General features: G+C 59.6%; 16 protein-coding genes and 3 pseudogenes. 8 read left to right on the top strand and 11 right to left on the bottom strand.

Annotated elements, in window-relative coordinates; genetic code table 11:
* Window positions 1-85: 85 nt before the first annotated feature.
* Window positions 86-661: a dihydrofolate reductase family protein gene (locus G7066_RS07535; protein ID WP_166330161.1), complete on the bottom strand. Its 576-nt coding sequence runs from the start codon at window positions 659-661 to the stop codon at window positions 86-88.
* A gap of 310 nt (window positions 662-971) precedes the next feature.
* On the opposite strand from G7066_RS07535, the gene G7066_RS07530 reads away from it, so the two are divergent.
* Window positions 972-2,063 (top strand): zinc-binding dehydrogenase, encoded by a 1,092-nt coding sequence (locus G7066_RS07530; RefSeq protein WP_166330159.1) that lies wholly within the window; start codon window positions 972-974, stop codon window positions 2,061-2,063.
* A 462-nt stretch (window positions 2,064-2,525) separates the two neighbouring features.
* Here G7066_RS07530 and G7066_RS07525 read toward each other — a convergent pair whose 3' ends face one another.
* The gene (locus G7066_RS07525) at window positions 2,526-2,786 is read right to left on the bottom strand and encodes a hypothetical protein (protein ID WP_166330157.1); all 261 of its coding nucleotides are present in this window, start codon (window positions 2,784-2,786) and stop codon (window positions 2,526-2,528) included.
* A gap of 338 nt (window positions 2,787-3,124) precedes the next feature.
* Here G7066_RS07525 and G7066_RS07520 point away from each other — a divergent pair, with 338 nt between their 5' ends.
* Window positions 3,125-4,228 (top strand): cysteine peptidase family C39 domain-containing protein, encoded by a 1,104-nt coding sequence (locus tag G7066_RS07520; RefSeq protein WP_166330155.1) that lies wholly within the window; start codon window positions 3,125-3,127, stop codon window positions 4,226-4,228.
* 4 nt (window positions 4,229-4,232) lie between these two features.
* Entirely contained in the window at window positions 4,233-4,925 is a 693-nt protein-coding gene (locus tag G7066_RS07515; protein ID WP_166330153.1) for a DNA alkylation repair protein, read from the top strand.
* 6 nt (window positions 4,926-4,931) lie between these two features.
* Here the strand turns inward: G7066_RS07515 and G7066_RS07510 are convergent.
* From G7066_RS07510 to G7066_RS07490, 5 genes and pseudogenes are all read right to left on the bottom strand, one after another.
* A pseudogene (locus G7066_RS07510) lies at window positions 4,932-5,695 on the bottom strand (ABC transporter permease).
* Entirely contained in the window at window positions 5,695-6,477 is a 783-nt protein-coding gene (locus tag G7066_RS07505) for an ABC transporter ATP-binding protein (protein WP_166330151.1), read from the bottom strand. Before G7066_RS07505 ends, G7066_RS07510 begins: the two are co-directional and overlap by 1 nt.
* A gap of 28 nt (window positions 6,478-6,505) precedes the next feature.
* Window positions 6,506-6,868: a DUF1048 domain-containing protein gene (locus tag G7066_RS07500; protein ID WP_166330149.1), complete on the bottom strand. Its 363-nt coding sequence runs from the start codon at window positions 6,866-6,868 to the stop codon at window positions 6,506-6,508.
* A 2-nt stretch (window positions 6,869-6,870) separates the two neighbouring features.
* Window positions 6,871-7,221, bottom strand: a complete 351-nt coding sequence (locus tag G7066_RS07495; protein WP_166330147.1) for a PadR family transcriptional regulator — start codon at window positions 7,219-7,221, stop codon at window positions 6,871-6,873.
* A gap of 115 nt (window positions 7,222-7,336) precedes the next feature.
* Window positions 7,337-7,822: a glutathione peroxidase gene (locus G7066_RS07490; RefSeq protein WP_166330145.1), complete on the bottom strand. Its 486-nt coding sequence runs from the start codon at window positions 7,820-7,822 to the stop codon at window positions 7,337-7,339.
* Window positions 7,823-7,929: 107 nt separating this feature from the next.
* Here G7066_RS07490 and G7066_RS07485 point away from each other — a divergent pair, with 107 nt between their 5' ends.
* Together G7066_RS07485 and G7066_RS07480 are read left to right on the top strand one after the other, a co-directional pair.
* On the top strand, window positions 7,930-8,463 hold the full coding sequence (locus G7066_RS07485) for a flavin reductase family protein (RefSeq protein ID WP_166330143.1): 534 nt from the start codon (window positions 7,930-7,932) through the stop codon (window positions 8,461-8,463).
* A gap of 118 nt (window positions 8,464-8,581) precedes the next feature.
* A complete protein-coding gene (locus tag G7066_RS07480) occupies window positions 8,582-9,403 on the top strand; it encodes an ABC transporter substrate-binding protein (protein ID WP_166330141.1) in 822 nt (273 codons plus the stop codon).
* A 5-nt stretch (window positions 9,404-9,408) separates the two neighbouring features.
* Here the strand turns inward: G7066_RS07480 and mmuM are convergent, their stop codons facing one another.
* From mmuM to G7066_RS07460, 4 genes and pseudogenes are all read right to left on the bottom strand, one after another.
* Window positions 9,409-10,332, bottom strand: a complete 924-nt coding sequence (gene mmuM / locus G7066_RS07475; protein WP_205881554.1) for a homocysteine S-methyltransferase — start codon at window positions 10,330-10,332, stop codon at window positions 9,409-9,411.
* Window positions 10,322-10,966 (bottom strand): MBL fold metallo-hydrolase, encoded by a 645-nt coding sequence (locus tag G7066_RS07470; RefSeq protein WP_166330139.1) that lies wholly within the window; start codon window positions 10,964-10,966, stop codon window positions 10,322-10,324. The genes mmuM and G7066_RS07470 overlap by 11 nt, the downstream gene beginning before the upstream one ends.
* 10 nt (window positions 10,967-10,976) lie before the next feature.
* Window positions 10,977-11,762 carry a universal stress protein gene (locus G7066_RS07465; RefSeq protein ID WP_244303368.1) on the bottom strand — a complete coding sequence of 262 codons (786 nt, stop codon included), beginning with the start codon at window positions 11,760-11,762 and terminating at the stop codon, window positions 10,977-10,979.
* Between the two features lie 122 nt (window positions 11,763-11,884).
* Window positions 11,885-13,326: pseudogene (locus tag G7066_RS07460) on the bottom strand (glyceraldehyde-3-phosphate dehydrogenase).
* A 228-nt stretch (window positions 13,327-13,554) separates the two neighbouring features.
* Between G7066_RS07460 and G7066_RS07455 the strand changes: the two are divergent.
* From G7066_RS07455 to G7066_RS07445, 3 genes and pseudogenes are all read left to right on the top strand, one after another.
* Window positions 13,555-14,454 (top strand): MetQ/NlpA family ABC transporter substrate-binding protein, encoded by a 900-nt coding sequence (locus tag G7066_RS07455; RefSeq protein ID WP_166330137.1) that lies wholly within the window; start codon window positions 13,555-13,557, stop codon window positions 14,452-14,454.
* Window positions 14,455-14,562: 108 nt separating this feature from the next.
* Window positions 14,563-15,590 (top strand): annotated as a pseudogene (locus G7066_RS07450) (methionine ABC transporter ATP-binding protein).
* On the top strand, window positions 15,590-16,255 hold the full coding sequence (locus G7066_RS07445) for a methionine ABC transporter permease (protein WP_166330135.1): 666 nt from the start codon (window positions 15,590-15,592) through the stop codon (window positions 16,253-16,255). The pseudogene G7066_RS07450 and the gene G7066_RS07445 overlap by 1 nt, the downstream one beginning before the upstream one ends.

Here is a 16,255-nt window from a genome sequence, read left to right as displayed (position 1 = left end):
CAACTCAGCGGCGTCAGGCCTTGCAGTGTTTGTTTGCCCCAAAGGTATCCTTCGAAGCGAACGGTTGAGTATTTACGCGCGCTCCTCAGTGTCGCACCGAGTACCGATGCATCGTGACCCCTTCTGGAAACGCTCCCTGTTCGAGCAAATCAAGTACAACTGGCCCATTCTGTAAGTCAAACAGAGGGCGGCCCTCGCCGAGCACAACGGGGTGTATGAAAAGCAACAACTCATCGATGAGCCCGGCGTGTAGCAACTGAGTTGCGATTGACGCCCCGCCCACGCCAATGTCTCCACTGGATTCCTCACGAATCCTTGCAAGCTGCTCAATCGCATTGTCACCAAGCACCGTTGTGTTGTGCTGTGCGATCGTGCGACTGCGCGACACGAGGTACTTTGGTGTGGTTGTCCAAATCTCACCGTACTCCCGCATGAACTGCGGTTCAGACTCGTCAGTACGAACGGCGGGCCAATACTCTTCCATGATCTCGTAGAACTTGCGGCCCTCGACGCTCGCCGTGAGAGCAGCGGCGCGGCGGTTGAACTCGCGATGCAGTGTCTCTCCGATACGCATCCAATTGCCACCGCCGTTTTCATTGTCGGTGTATTCGATCTTGAGGTCGAGCGAGACGTTCATCCAGTACACAAATCGCGCAGACACAGTGCCTCCAAACTTAGGTAGTGAACCCAGGCTAAAGACGTTGACCGATCCGCACAATCACTTGCGCGAGTTGCCGCCCGACGCCAACCACGAGTGTGCCCCTTACCGTCGAGTGCCCAGAAAACCCGCGCGTAGTTAACCTGGACACTCGAGGGTAACCTGGACGCTCATTAGCCTCGCTCTCAAATCGAGCGCCCCAATCCTGCACCCGCGTCCAACTATGCTTCACGTGACGCCTAAACCGGTCGCAACGGCAGCATTACCCTCAGATCAACTTGAGTTACTTGCTCCGAAACGAAGGGTAGAGCTAATGAAGGCTATGGTCGTACGCGCACTCGGCGAAGGCTGGGTTGAAGAAAACATCAGGATCGCGGATCCTCTCGACAGCGAGGTGCTCGTAAGCGTGCGGGCATCCGGACTGTGCGGCAGCGACTTCATGGAGATGAACCACGGAGTCATGCACCAACCACCCGTGGTACTCGGCCACGAAATCGCCGGTGTGGTGAGCAAGGTGGGATCCAGTGTCACGACCCTGGCGGTCGGCGATCACGTCGCGGGTTGTCTCGTGCAGTTCTGCGGCAAGTGCGCGCGCTGTCTCTCGGGCGACGTTGGCCTCTGCCGCAACCCCGAAGATGCCGTTCGTGGCGAGGGGGAGTCGCCTCGTCTGGCGGACGTCAATGGCGAGCCCCTCGGCCAGGGGATGGCCCTCGGCGGTTTTGCGCAGCAGGTGCTCGCTCACGAGAACATGCTTGTGAAGATAGCGGACGAGATGCCGTTTCCTCAGGCGGCGGTGCTCGGCTGCAGTGTCATCACCGGCACCGGCGCAGTTCTCAACGCCGCCAAGGTAGAACGCGGTGAGGCCGTCGCAATCATCGGTGCCGGTGGGGTCGGTCTCAATGTGATCAGTGGTGCTTTGCTCGCGGGCGCTTCACAAATCATCGCCATCGACCTGGACGATGCGACGCTCGCGACCGCGAAAAGGTTTGGGGCGACCCAGGTCGTCAACTCGGGCGCAAGCGACCCGGTCGAGGCAGTAAAGAACCTTACCGGTGGTTTCGGCGTGCGTTACGCCTTCGACGTTGTCGGCATTCCGGCCACGGTGCGTCAGGGCTACGACATGCTGGATCGCGGCGGCACCCTTTACCAAATCGGAATGGGCGGCAACTCCTTTGAGCTCGAAAGTATGCCCAACATCTTCGGTCGCAAAGCGATCCAGGGTGTTTTTATGGGATCCGGGGTACCGAAGCGCGACATTGCGGTGCTCGTTGATCTCTACCTGGACGGTCGCCTGAATCTCGACGAATTGATCTCAGAAGAAATTGCACTCAGAGACCTCAACGAGGGCTACACGAGACTCAAAGATCCGCAGGTCAATCGAGTGGTCATTACCGACTTCGCGTAGCATCTGTCGAGCCTTCGTTGTGTTTGGGTTTGGGTCTGGCGGGGTGGCGGCCGCGATTTGCACCGCCGCCTCGCCCCCAGCGCATATCGGTGAGATCGATGACGTTATGCACCCCGTCTTCAGAGGCGAAAACACTCCAACGGCTCCCGTCACGAGTCATAAAGACCCACGGCGCTGATCCATCCGGGCTGCGGGTCCACGCACGAAATATCTCGGCAGCTTTGTGCCCCGTCGCATTTTCCCAAGCCTCGAGGTACTCGGAGGGTGCCGTGTCTTCGAGTTTGAAACCTGACTCTGGAGTGTAGAAGAGTCCTCGGTCGTGGTGTCCGCCCGGTCTGCCACCACGTTGACGCTGCGCCGCTAGAGCCTGACGCTTTGAATTCTGGCTGCTCTGCTGAGGTTCTTGAGGCCGTTCCGCGGAGGTCGGTTCGGGATACGCGTTCTCAGAGTGTTCAGCAACGTTCACCTCGTCGAGTTCTTCGAGCGACGCGCCAGTTGCTCTTGCATATCCGAAAGGTGTTCAAGCACTCGATCAGTGTCCTGGGCAGTCAGTAGACAAATAACAAGCGCGTGCGTAAGGCCCCAGATGGTCGCCGCAAGGCTCACGACCCCAAGAATGTCGACCGAAGCAGGCTCAACTATCAGCACAACAACGGTGAGCACGAGCGTCAGCGCGAACGAGACCACGGTCACCAGAATTGGGCGACTCGACAGTCGCTGCATGAACGGGCTGAGAGGGGCGCCTGACTTTTCTGAAGCACCCTGGACAGTGCACAAGACTACGCCCGTTGACTCTTACATTCTGCTCTCCCGGCTAGGGTCGGTTGACCACGTCGCATAATGGCAATAACCTTGGCTGAAGGGCGATCCCAAGCGCCTGCCCGATCCAGCCCCACGCGCGGGATCACCGAGGGTAAAGGTGGCGCAGCTATCAGGGTTTCGGAATCACTCCATCGCGTATGGATGCCGTGAGTTGTGGCGTGGGCACGATTTTCGGGGTCTGAAACGGATGAGAAGATGAATCACGAAATATTGGATGCAGTGCTCGCGAGGGCAGTCGCATGACCGTGCGGAAAGCGTTCAAGAAGCGCGTGCGTGAGCAGATTGAAGTTACCGGGCAGAGCTACGCGCAAGCGGCAGAACAGCTCGAACGCTCAAACCCGGCACTGGCTACACCCAAGACACCTGGCGTTCAGCCAGATCCTCACCCCGCTTCAGCTGTGGTGGTGCGTTTGCTCAAAGAAGCGGGGCTAAATCTCGACCCGGTCACCGCGTTTGGTGTCGGCGGCGGCATTGGCTTTATGTATGCCCTCTTCCAGTACAAGGAGGTGCCCGCCCCGCTTCTGACGCTTGTGTGCCAGCATCACCCGGAGCCGTGGGCGACCGCGATCCTGAGCAGGCTCGAGGTTGCGCACACGACTGCTACGAACAAACGAGACACTCAGAAGCTGTTGGACGCGGGGCAAGCGGTGATGTTGCCTCTGGCACGCGGATCCGTGCCTTGGGCGAAGCAGATCAAGTTTGCGGAGCGCGAGGAAATCATCGTGGTGGCGACTTCCGCAAGTGAGGACAATGCTCACCAAGACCTGCTCGTATTCGACGGCCGTTCGGAACACCGCATGTCGCGAACCGAGTTGCTAGAGGCCTACGCCGTGTCGCCGCGCAAGCACCCCACCCTCGCGATCTCGGAGGGTGCGGTGCTTCCCGCTGACCTCAGCGGAGCGATAAACGAGGGCCTCGCAGCGACGGTCGGTGCCATGACCGGCCCGGTGCTCGGCAACTCGTTTGACGTCAACTTTGGCTTGAGCGGCCTGAGCAAGTGGAGCGAAAAGGTCTTGGCCACCACCAAAGACGGGTGGAACAAGGCCTACGGCAGCGACGAATCCTGGCGCTCACGCCTGCAAGAGTGCATCGATCAGGAGCACACCGCGCGCTCAGCGGGTCGACCGCTCTTCGCCCAATTGCTCACCACGCAGGGACTCACAACGGCAGCGGCTCACTTCGAGCGCTCGGGTAGGCTGTGGCGGGGGGTCGCCGACCGCGCGGCGACCCTCTCGTACGAGGAGCTCGCGGAGATCGTGAGCCAGATTGCTGCTGAAGAAACCCAGGGTGTTAGCGCTCTTGCGAACGACGACGGGTTCCAAACGCCCGCCTCGCTACATTAATCACATGGGAGAGTTGAGCGGCCCGCGGGCCTTTGATCAGGCTCTGTCGGCGCTTCAGACCGAGGCAGATCCTGCCAGGGCCGTTCAACAGCGTGCGTACATGAAAGATCAGTTCGAGTACTTTGGTGCGGCGACCCCCGTGATGCGGCGCGTCACCAAGGGTTTGCTCACTGAGTTGCAGGGTGCGGTCGATTGGGAGTTTGTTGAGCTGTGCTGGCAGGCACCTCAGCGCGAGTTGCAGCACGTTGCCGCCGACCACCTCAGAATGAACGCGAAGCACCTGAGCAGTGTTGATCTACCGCGCCTAGCCCGTTACATCCAAGCGAAATCGTGGTGGGACAGCGTGGATCACCTAGCCCAGACTGTTTCCGTTGCCGTTCGCACCGACAGCACAAGCAAGGGTGTGATGCGCGAGTGGTCTGTGCACGAGAACCTCTGGATGCGCAGGAGTTCAATCATTTGTCAGCTCGATTCAAAGGAAGCGACCGACACCGATCTGCTTGCCGATGTGATCAAGGCAAACACCGGATCCAAAGAGTTCTTCATCAACAAGGCGATTGGGTGGGCTCTGCGTCAGTACGCGCGCACGCACCCGGAGTGGGTTGGTGAGTTTCTCACGGATCATCGCGAGCAGTTGTCACCGCTCAGTAGGCGAGAGGCGGCAAAGCACCTCTCGCCCGAGCGGTTCACTCCCTGAAGCAGCTCAAATCAAACGACGTCGATACTTCACCACGGCCAGCACGTAGGCCACAACCAAGATTCCGAGTAACCAGGCGAGAGCGACCCAAATTTCTCCACCAACCATTTCACCGGCAAAGAGCGCGCGAATCGTGTTGACAATTGAGGTGACCGGTTGGTTCTCAGCGAACCAAGCGACCGGACCCGGCATCGAGCTTGTCGGTACGAACGCAGAGCTAATAAACGGCAAGAAAATGAGCAGGTAGCTAAATGCGCTTGCACCATCAACGGTTTTCGCCGAGAGCCCCGCGATCACGGCGATCCAGGTGAGTGCCAGGGTGAAGAGTACCAAGATGCCAGCCACAGAGAGCCAGGCCCCAACCGAAGCACCCGTGCGGAAACCCATGATTAGGGCAACCCCGGTCACCACAATGATCGACACCAGGTTCGCCGCGAGTGAGGTCAGCACGTGCCCCAAAGAACACTGGAGCGAGCAATCGGCATGGACTGGAAGCGCTCAAAAATGCCACCCTGCAGGTCAAGGAATAAGCGGTACGCGGTGTAGGCGATCCCCGATGCAACAGTGATGAGTAGGATGCCGGGCAACATGTAGTTGATGTAGGACTCGTCAGAACCCGTATTGATCGCACCGCCCAGCACGTAAACAAACAGCAGCATGAGAGCGATCGGCGTAATCACCGTGGTGATGATGGTGTCGGGGCTTCGTAGAATGTGGCGCAGCGAGCGACCGGTCAGCACCGCGGTGTCGCTGAGCATGTGCGTGGTCATCATGAATCCTCTCCCGCGCCCTCGCCAACCAGTGCGAGAAACACGTCCTCGAGCGACGGCTGCTTTTCCACGTACTCAACCTTTGCCGATGGCAGTAGCCTGCGCAGTTCGTCAAGCGTTCCGTTTTGAATAATGCGGCCGCCGTGCAGAATCGCGATGCGATCCGCGAGGTGTTCTGCTTCGTCAAGATACTGTGTCGTGAGCAACACGGTGGTTCCACTGTTGGCCAGTTTCTTGACTGTTTGCCACACTTCGATTCGCGCTTGCGGATCAAGCCCTGTCGTTGGCTCATCGAGAAAAATAACTGGCGGGTTGCCGATCAGGCTCATGGCGATATCAAGTCGACGACGCATACCACCCGAGTAGGTTCCGGCCTTGCGTTTTCCGGCCTCGGAGAGCGAGAAATGGGCAAGCAGTTCGTCCGCGATATTACTTGGATTTTCCAGGTGTCGCAGCTGGGCAACAAGCACAAGGTTCTCACGACCGGTCAGCACATCATCAACGGCGGTGAACTGCCCCGTGAGGCCGATTGACTCGCGCACATTCACGGGCTGCGTCGCAACGTCGTAGCCCTGAACCGTGGCCGTGCCGGCGTCGGCCCGAAGCAGCGTCGAGAGAATACGCACCAGCGTGGTTTTGCCCGATCCATTCGAACCGAGCAGCGCGAAGATGCTGCCCGGAGCGACCTCAAAATCAACACCTCGAAGCACATGCAGTTCTTTGAATGACTTTTCTATTCCGTGAACCCGAATTGCGGGCGGCGGAAGTTGACTGTTTGACATTTCATCTGCCTTCTCTCAAAAGAGAGGTTCACGACTCACGAACGGCTTTATCGATGGAGTCACCCAAGCGCTTCCGCTCTTTGTTCACCCAGCGACCGTCTTCGTAGTTCAAGAGGAACGCCTCGGCGAACTCAACGGGGTCGTCACCAACAATGTCGCGGATCGGCGCCGCGTCTGAGGCTGCCTGCTCAATCAGGTCGAGCAGATCCTCCATCATCTGCATCATGACGTCACCCTTGACGATCGCCCCGGCGTACATAAAGTATCGCTCCAGGCCGTCGATTGCGGTGCGGTAGTTCTGAGGCAGATCCTGCTTGCGCGCCTTGTACTGCCGCCAGCGCTTTTTGTCTTCGAAGGATCCCGTTACTGTTTCAATCCATCCTGCGGCCATGATTATTTTCCCTCTGTATCGAGCTGATTGTTCGTGTGGCGAAGCTCTTCGATCCGCTCGGATAGAAAGCTCCAGGTTGCCCAAAACTCGTCGAGATACTCCCGGCCGTTTGTATTGAGCGTGTAAACCTTGCGGGGCGGCCCTTTTTCAGACGGCACCTTTGCGACGTCGACAAAACCACGCTGCTCTATGCGCACCAGGAGAGCGTAAATGGTGCCCTCCACGATGTCGGAGAAGCCGCGATCCCGTAGCTGAGAAGTGATCTCGTAGCCGTAGGCGGGTTTGTCGGCGAGAATCGCAAGAACAATGCCGTCGAGGGTGCCCTTCAGCATTTCCGAGATTTGTTTACCCATTGCACCCTTCCTCTACTCAGTGTTACTAACTACCACTAGATAGTAACACCGAGTACCTGTAGTTAGCAACGCCAAGTACCGCCCTTTTGAGGGGGCGGTACTTGGCAACGGCCGTCTAGCGGGGGAGGGCGGCCTCAATTACAGAGATGACCGCAGGATCATCGGGCAGCACCGACGGACGAAAACGGCTGATGGAGTCATCGGGCGCAATGACAAACTTTTCAAAGTTCCACTTCACCCGTCCCTTCTTGCCTTCGGCATCGCGCGTCTTGCGCAGTTCGTCATACAGTGGGTGTCGCTGGCGACCGTTCACCTTGATCTTGTCCATGAGCGGAAACGACACGCCGTAGGTCATGGAGCAGAACTCTTTGATCTCATCTGCGGTGCCCGGCTCTTGCCCAAGAAACTGATTGCAGGGGAAGCCCAGTACAGTGAAACCGCGGTCCTTATACCTCTCCTGCAGTTCCTCGAGCGTTTCGTACTGCGGTGTGAGCCCACACTTCGAGGCCACGTTCACCACCATCACCACCTCGTCAGCGTACTCCGCAAGGGAGGTAGTTGCACCATCGATGGTCAGAAAGGGAATATCTCGCAGCCTCATAAGGTCAGCGTACCCTCGCCCGACAAGAACGGGAATGATTCCAGCGTCACTGTAGTTGCAATCACAGGTAGCCTTAAACCGAGTTTCCACTGGAGGGTCAGTTACGAATGAGTTTCACGCAGGTTAGTTCACCCGAGCCAGTCGATTTTGACGGAGCCGACGCGCTCAAGCGTGCCTTTCGCGAGCACCCCGCGGGCATTTCATTGATCACGGCCCAAACGTCTGACGGCCCAGTGGGCCTCACCGCGTCAAGTGTTGCATCGGTCGGGATCGACCCGCCCGCTCTCTCATTCTCTGTCACACGAGCAACGGGCAGTGCGGGTGGGATCCTGAGTGCTGATTCTTATCTTGTTCACCTGCTCGATAACCGTCACGCCAGCATTGCGCAGCTGTTTGCGGTCTCGGGATCGGATCGCTTTACCGCAGACCAGGGGTGGACACACCTCGAGACCGGTGAACCCTTCCTGCGAAACACGAGGGTGGCGCTCCGGTGCCGCACGCTACACACGCTGGGTGTCGGGTCTTCTGTGATTGTTGTTGCGGAGGTGCTGGGAGCGCACTTTGGTTCGAGCAGCGCCCCAATGGTGTACCACGACCGTGTTTTCCACTCGCTCCCGTGGCAGAATCCCGATCTCAACTGAGCTTGTCACACGGGGTCATCTGAGCCGGGTGAACCCGTTTCGTTCGAGATAATGTGCAAGTGAAGAAACGAATCCTCTCTGCCTTTCTCGCTGCCGCCACTCTCCTCACCCTGGCGGGTTGCGCCGGATCCACACCCCCGAGGCAGCGGCTGACACGAACGACAGCACCGACGTACAGGCTGGCAGTGCCCGCACCTGGGACGGGATTCAGAAGTCGGGTGTGCTGCACGTCGGCACCATCACCGATTACCCACCCAACGAGTTCAAAACCGATGACGGCAAACCCACCGGCTGGGCCGTTGAGCTGGTCGAGGCCATCGCAAAGAAGCTTGATCTGAAGGTCGAGTACGAACTTCTGCTGTTCGACAATATTTTGCCCCGTATTGAGGGCGGCGCAATCGACTTGGGTGTCGGCTCGTTCACCGACACCCAAGAGCGTGAGAAGGTTGTCGACTTCGTGAACTACTACTCCGCAGGAACGCTCTGGGCTGCCCCAAAAGACAGCAAAGTAGACCCCGATAATGCGTGTGGTCTCAGGGTTGCCGTCATGACCGGTGCTACCCAGCTGTTGACCGAATTGCCTGAGCGCAGCGAGAAGTGCGAGGCCGAAGGAAAGAAGCCCATCGAGATTCTCCCGTACACCGGCCAACCTGAGGTGACCAACGCTGTGCTTATGGGAGCCGCCGACGCGTTCTCCGCGGACTCACCCGTGACGATTGACGCGATCAGTGCGCTCGACGGCAAAATCGCGATCGTCGGCGAAATGTTTGACACGGCGCCCTACGGCTTCCCTGTGCCCCGCGACAGTGAACTCGCTGAGCCCGTGCGCGCGGCGCTGCAGGAGCTGATCGACGACGGCAGCTACAACAAGCTACTCAAGAAGTACAACTCTGAGTCGGGCGCGGTAACCAAGGCAACCATTAACGCGGCGAAGGAATAGTCCGTTCAGGATCGCGGCCGCGTTGCGGCGGCCGCAATCTCCGCAAGCTCGCCTGTATCGACCCGGCAGCACCCGCCGATAAGTTTCACACCGAGCGCGAGCCACTCGGGAACGTAGGCGACGAGGGACTGTGCCGATCCCAACCAGCTTCGTGCATTCGCGTCCCACACTTCACCGCTGTTCGGATACGCGATCAGTGGCAGCTCGCTCGCCTCGCGCATGATGCGGAGCGCACGATCCGTGTCTGCCACCGCGGAACAGTTCACACCGATCGCGAGAATGTTTGGTGTCGATTCTGCGATGCGCACCGCATCAACCAGTGACTCGCCCGAGCGAAGCCGCCCATCAGCCACGGTGAAGCTGAGTATCGCGGGTGTTGCGAGGTCGCTCAGAGCCTCACGAAGGGCCACGACTTCAGCGAGGCTCGGGATCGTCTCGCACAGCAGCGCGTCTGGCTTAGCAGCCGCAAGTACCTGCAAACGACGCCGATGCCAGTCACGCAGCTCGGCCGCACTGAGACCGTAGTCTCCCGTGTATTCACTCCCGTCGCCAAGGGAGGCCCCGTACGGTCCCACCGAGGCCATCACCCAGGCTTCCGTTGGGCCAAGCCCGCTGGCAGCTCGGGCATCCTGCGCAACCGCGATGCTACGGGCGAGCAACTCATCCACGGCGTCCGTCTCGACGCCAACACGGGCGAAACCGCTGTAGCTGACCTGGTAAGAGCAGGTGGTGGCGACGCGAGCTCCAGCCTCGAAGAAATCCTGGTGTGCAGCGCGCACCTCTTCGGGCTGCTGCCGCAAGATCTCAGCCGACCATAGCGCGCTCGACACGTCATTGCCGCGTGCCTCAAGCCGAGTCCCCAGACCACCGTCAAGAACAACGGGGCCGTTTTGCAAGGCCGTGCGCAACTCGGTCGAACTACCAGCCACGCGCGAGCCACTCCTCAAGCGCGGGCTGTTCGTCCGCGATTGACGTGCTGCCCCCGTGGCCGGGGTTCACCGCGGTCATCTGCGGCAGCGCGAACAATCGAGTGCGAATGGACTCAACGATCTGCGGAAAGCTCGAGTAGTCCCAGCGAGTCGCGCCCGGACCACCTTGAAACAGTGTGTCGCCAGAGAAGACCGTGTCGATCCCGGCGGCAACAAAACACACCGACCCCGGGGTGTGGCCCGGCGTGTGCACCGTCGTAATGTCGGTGCCGGCGACCATAAACGAGGCCCCGTCGGTCAACTCGAAGTCGGGGAGAGTCTCGCTGTAGGTTTCCTGCCACAAAAACAGATCGCTTGGGTGTAGATAGATGTGCGTATCGAGCGCCTGGGCGGTCGCTACCGCCACGTTGATGTGATCCTCGTGACCGTGGGTCAGCAGGAGTCCCAAGACCTCCCGCTCACCGACGGCCTGCACAATAGCGTCGGCATCGTGGGCGGCGTCAATAATGAGCACCTGCTCGTCGTCGCCCACAATCCAAACGTTATTGTCGAGCTCGATACCCTCCGGCGGCAGCCCGGGTCGACCGACACCAATCACACCAAAGGTAACGACCCGCTCGATCCGCGCTGCCACGCTGAACTCCCTAGGCTCGCGTCACGATGACGGGGCAGGGTAGCGCCTGGAGCACACCGTGGCTGACGGAGCCGAGTAGCAGGCGAGTGAGCCCACCGCGACCGCGGCTGCCCACGACGAGCAACTCGGCGCCCTCAGCGGCCTGCACAAGCGCAGCAACCGGCGGTGCCTGCACAATTTCGCGCTGGATCACCAGGTCGGGATAGCGCTCCGCGAGTCCAGCAACGCCGATAGCGATAGCTTCCTCGGCGGCCGAGCGCTGCGAGTCGACAAGTTCCTCGCTCCACAGGTACTCAAGCCCTGGCGTCAGCGGCGGCATCCAGGCGTACACCGCGACAAGGGGAACCCCGCGGAACGAGGCTTCCTCTGCAGCGTAAGCAATTGCAACCTTCGAGGCCTCGGAGCCGTCGATGCCGACAACAACACCGGCGTTCGGTCGCACGTCAGTCTTAGGGATAACGGCGACCGGGCAGTGCGCCGTCGCCGCAGCCTTCACGGCGCGCGTTCCGAAGAACGACCCCGCGAGACGGCTGCCGCTGTGCGCGCCGAGGATTAGCAAATCGGCGCGACGCGATGCCTCCTCGACCTCCGAGATCGGGTGGCCAACCACCGCGGTACCGGTTACTTTACCCGTAAAACCGATGTTGCGAGCGTGCTCGATCTCGGCGGCAAGCATCTGCTCAGACGCCTGCTGCGCCTCAGAGAGAAAGGCCACACTCTCAGACAAAAACGAATCGTCTGCGACGTGGAGCAGTTCAACGTCAGCACCACGCTCAGTGGCTCTGGCGAGCCCCAAGCGAGCGCAGTCTGGCTCTGCTCAGATCCGTCAACTCCAATGAGATATTTCTCGGACATATCCGGCCTTTCTCTCTTCTTCGGGTAATGCTCGGAAGCCGTTACTTGGGGCTACTTCTAAGACTACGCCTCCAGCGCGGGGAGGTGTGTCGGGTGGCTACCCGCAAGCTGTTCGATGATGCGAACGACCTGGCAGCTGTAGCCGTACTCGTTGTCGTACCAGACGTAGAGGATCGCGGTGTTCCCAGTCACAATCGTCGCGAGACCATCGACAATGCCAGCGCGGTTCGAGCCAACGAAGTCAGTTGACACGATCTCGGGGACTCGACGTAGTCGATCTGCGTGCGCAGCGCGCCCGTCAGTGAGACCTTCTCGAGAAACGCATTGATCTCGTCGCGATCGGTCTCGGTCTCAAGCTGCAGGTTGAGCACGGCCATCGACACGTCGGGCGTGGGAACGCGGATCGCGTTGCCCGTCAGCTTGCCCTCGAACTCGGGCAGGGCCTTCGAGACGGCCTTTGCGGCACCGGTTTCGGCGAGCACCATGTTGAGCGCGGCAGAGCGGCCGCGGCGGTCGCCCTTGTGGAAGTTGTCGATCAGGTTCTGGTCGTTGGTGTAGGAGTGCACGGTCTCAACGTGCCCCTGCTTCACACCAAACTTGTCGTTGATTACCTTGAGCACGGGCGTAATCGCATTGGTCGTGCAGGAGGCGGCACTCAGGATCGTGTGCGCCTCGGTGATCTTGTCGTTGTTGACGCCGTAGACCACGTTCAACATGTCGCCCTTACCGGGGGCGGTGAGCAGCACGCGAGAGATGCCCTTGGTCTGCTCGAGGTGCTGGCTCAGGCCCTCGGCGTCGCGCCAACGACCAGTGTTGTCCACGAGGATTGCATTCTCGATGCCGTACTCGGTGTAGTCGACAGTCGCCGGGTCGTTCGAGTAGATGACCTGGATGCGAACACCATTGGCGAGGATCGCGTTTTCCTCTTCAAGTACCTTGATGGTGCCGTTGAAGGGACCGTGCACCGAGTCGCGACGCAGCAGGTTCGCGCGCTTCATGAGGTCGTTCTCGGACCCCTTGCGCACAACGATGGCGCGCAGGTTGAGGCCGTTGCCGCTGCCCGAGTGATCGATGATGATGCGGGCGAGCAGACGGCCGATGCGACCGAAGCCGTAGAGCACAACATCCGTGCCGGTACCGGGCTGGGCACCGATGGCAGGGGCAAGCACACCGCGCAGGTAACCCTCAAGGTCTTGCGATCCCGAAGCCCTGAACTCGTTGGCGAGCAGCGCAAGGTCGACGGAAACCGGGCCTGGCTGAATCGTGGCCAGCGCCTCAACGATTGCGGAAGTTTCGGCGAGCGGCAGCTCGACCTCGTCGATCTTGCGCGCGTAGCTGTGCGCGCGGATGATGTCGATCGCTGAGCGACCGACGAGGCTGCGCCCGTGCACAGACATCACCACATCGTGATCGCGGTAGAGCTGGCCAATGAGCGGGATCATCCGCTCGGCGAGTTCTTGCTTTGATTTCCACGCTTCAAGATGAGACACGGCTCGCTGGTTCATGTGAACGGAGGGTTCCTTTCAAGGAGTGAGCTATCGGCCTGCCCGCCGGCGCCGATTCGGCGACACTACCAGTATCCCATGCTTCGCCTGCGTAGTCGGATGACACTGCGTACTTGGACGACACGTCACACCTGGATGACACTGTGTGACAGAGAAATTTCTCTGGCTCATGCGGGTACGCCAGTCTTAAAGAGAACCGCAAACGTCAAATTCAACTTTAGGAACACGATGACTTTCAAGAAGCGCGGCGTTGTCGCCGCCTCCGTTGCCGCCCTCGCGCTCATTTTGACGGGCTGCTCGGCCCCCGCTGCCGATGACGGCAAGTCCGATACCAAAACCGAAACGGTCAAGATCGGCGTTGTTGGCGCGAGCGATCCCTACTGGGAGACCTTCACCAAGGCCGCTGCTGACGAGGGAATCACGGTTGATCTCGTTGACTTCACCGACTACAATCAGCCAAACCCCGCACTGAGCGCCGGTGAGCTCGACCTCAATCAGTTCCAGCACATCGTCTATCTCGCTGACTACAACGTTGCGAACAGCGATGACCTGGTTGCAATCGGATCCACCGCCATCTACCCGCTCGGTGTCTTCTCAACAAAGCACAAGAAGTTGGATGAGATTCCAAAGGGTGGATCGGTTGCCGTTCCATCGGATCCCACCAACCGCGCTCGTGCGCTGAACGTCCTGCAGTCGGCAGGCCTCATCAAGCTCAAGGATGGCGGCACGCTGTTCTCGATCCCGGATGACATCGATGCAGGTGCGTCGAAGGTCACCGTCACCGAGATGGACGCTTCCTTTACCGCTACCTCACTCGCCGACGTTGATGCAGCGGTCGTGAACAACGACTTCGTCACCGACGCTGGTCTGAAGTTCTCTGACGCGCTGTACCAGGACGATCCTGAAGACGAGGGCGCCAAATACTTCATCAACATCTTTGCGGCCAAGGCCAAGGATGCCGACAACCCGACCTACAAGAAACTTGTCGAGATCTACCAGACCAATAAAGACGTGCAGGCTGGCGTGCTGGAGAACTCGGGTGACAGTGCGATCCTGGTCGCGACTCCGACGAGCGAGCTCAAGGAAATCCTCAAGGATTCCGAGAAGCAGGTTCGCGACAACAAGTAATTTCACCACGAAGCACATAGGATCGGGGCGTTCGGTTTTCGAAGCCCCGATCCTTTGTCGGTGCCTGGTGGTAATAACTTAGCTGAGAGCTGAGGGAGGGAGACGCGAGTGACACGCGTTCAATTGATCGGGGTGGGTAAACGCTACCCGGGCCGAGGCAAAGATGCGGAGCCGGTCGTTGCCGTTGACGATGTCTCGATTGATGTCGCGTCAGGGGAGATCCACGCAGTCATCGGCTACTCGGGTGCTGGCAAGAGCACGCTCCTTCGCCTCGTCAACGGGCTCGAGCGTGCAACCTCAGGCAAGATCCTCGTCGGCGACGATGAGATCACGAGTTTGCCCGAGGCCCAGGTGCGAGTGGTGCGGGGCGGGATCGGCATGATCTTCCAGCAGTTCAACCTGTTTCACTCGAAGCGAGTCGCTCGCAACGTCGAGTACCCGCTCATCGTCGCGAAGGTGCCACCGACGGAGCGCAAACGCCGTGTTGCCGAGCTGCTCGAGTTTGTGGGCCTCACCGACAAGGCCAACGCCTACACCGATCAGCTTTCGGGCGGCCAAAAGCAGCGGGTAGGGATCGCGCGAGCCCTAGCAACGAACCCTGGCGTATTGCTCGCAGACGAGGCAACCAGCGCCCTCGATCCGCAAACCTCGCAGGAGGTGCTCGCACTGCTGCGTCGCGTCAACGAAGAGTTCGGCATCACCATCATCCTGATCACTCACGAGATGGAGGTCGTTCGCGAGATTGCCAACCGCGTGACAGTGATGGATGGCGGCCGTGCCGTTGAGCAGGGTGACGTCTTTGAGGTGTTCTCAAGCCCGAAGACGGAAACCACACGTCGTTTTGTTGCCACGGCTTTACCGACCCAGCCAGAGGCCGATCACCTCGATGAACTGCGCCAACGACACCGTGGAAAACTCATCACTCTGACGTTCAGGGACGGCGATGTGGATCAACCTGTCGTGTTTCAGACCCTCGCCGATCGTGGGTTGGTGTCAGCATCGTGCACGGTGGCGTCACTGATGTTGGCGGACGCAGCTTCGGCAAGCTCACGCTTGAACTCATCGGTGACGAGTTGAAGGTGGAACACGCGGTTGCTGCCCTCGCGCAGCAGGCTGATCTGGAGGTGCTCGCATAATGGATCAGCTCATCGATCTCTTTAACAGTGGCAAGTTTCTAGAGGCCACAATTCAAACGCTGACTTATGTGCTCTTTGCAATGGGAGTTGGTGGCCTCCTCGGATTGATCCTCGGCATCTTCTTGACGGTGACCCGCAAGGGCGGGATTCTCGAGAACAACCCAACCTATTGGATTCTCAATTTCCTCGTTAACTTCTTCCGACCGATTCCATTCGTGCTGCTGATCTTCGCGCTGCAGCCTCTTGCACGGGCGGTGATTGGAACGGGAATCGGCGATCCTATGATGCTCTTTGCACTCACGTTTGCCGCGAGCTTCGGAATCGCTCGCCTGGTGGAGCAGAACCTGCTGACAGTGTCGCCCGGGGTCATCGAAGCCGCTCGCGCAATGGGAGCCGGTCCGCTTCGCACAATCCTTACCGTCCTGATTCCCGAGGGACTCGGGCCCGTTGTGCTCGGCTACACCTTCGCGTTTATTGCCGTGGTTGATATGACCGCGATGGCCGGCATTATCGGCGGTGGCGGGCTCGGTAACTTCGCGATGCAGTACGGCTACCGTCAGTTCAACCCCTGGGTCACCTGGTCTGCCGTTCTCATCATTATTATCATCGTTCAGCTGGTGCAGGTGATCGGTAACTGGATCGCTCGCAAACTACTCAGGAGGTAG

The organism is Leucobacter coleopterorum, from assembly GCF_011382985.1.
In the GTDB taxonomy this organism is placed as follows: domain Bacteria; phylum Actinomycetota; class Actinomycetes; order Actinomycetales; family Microbacteriaceae; genus Leucobacter; species Leucobacter coleopterorum.
Note: the sequence above shows the minus strand (reverse complement) of the source record. Positions and strands in the feature narration are given on the sequence as shown.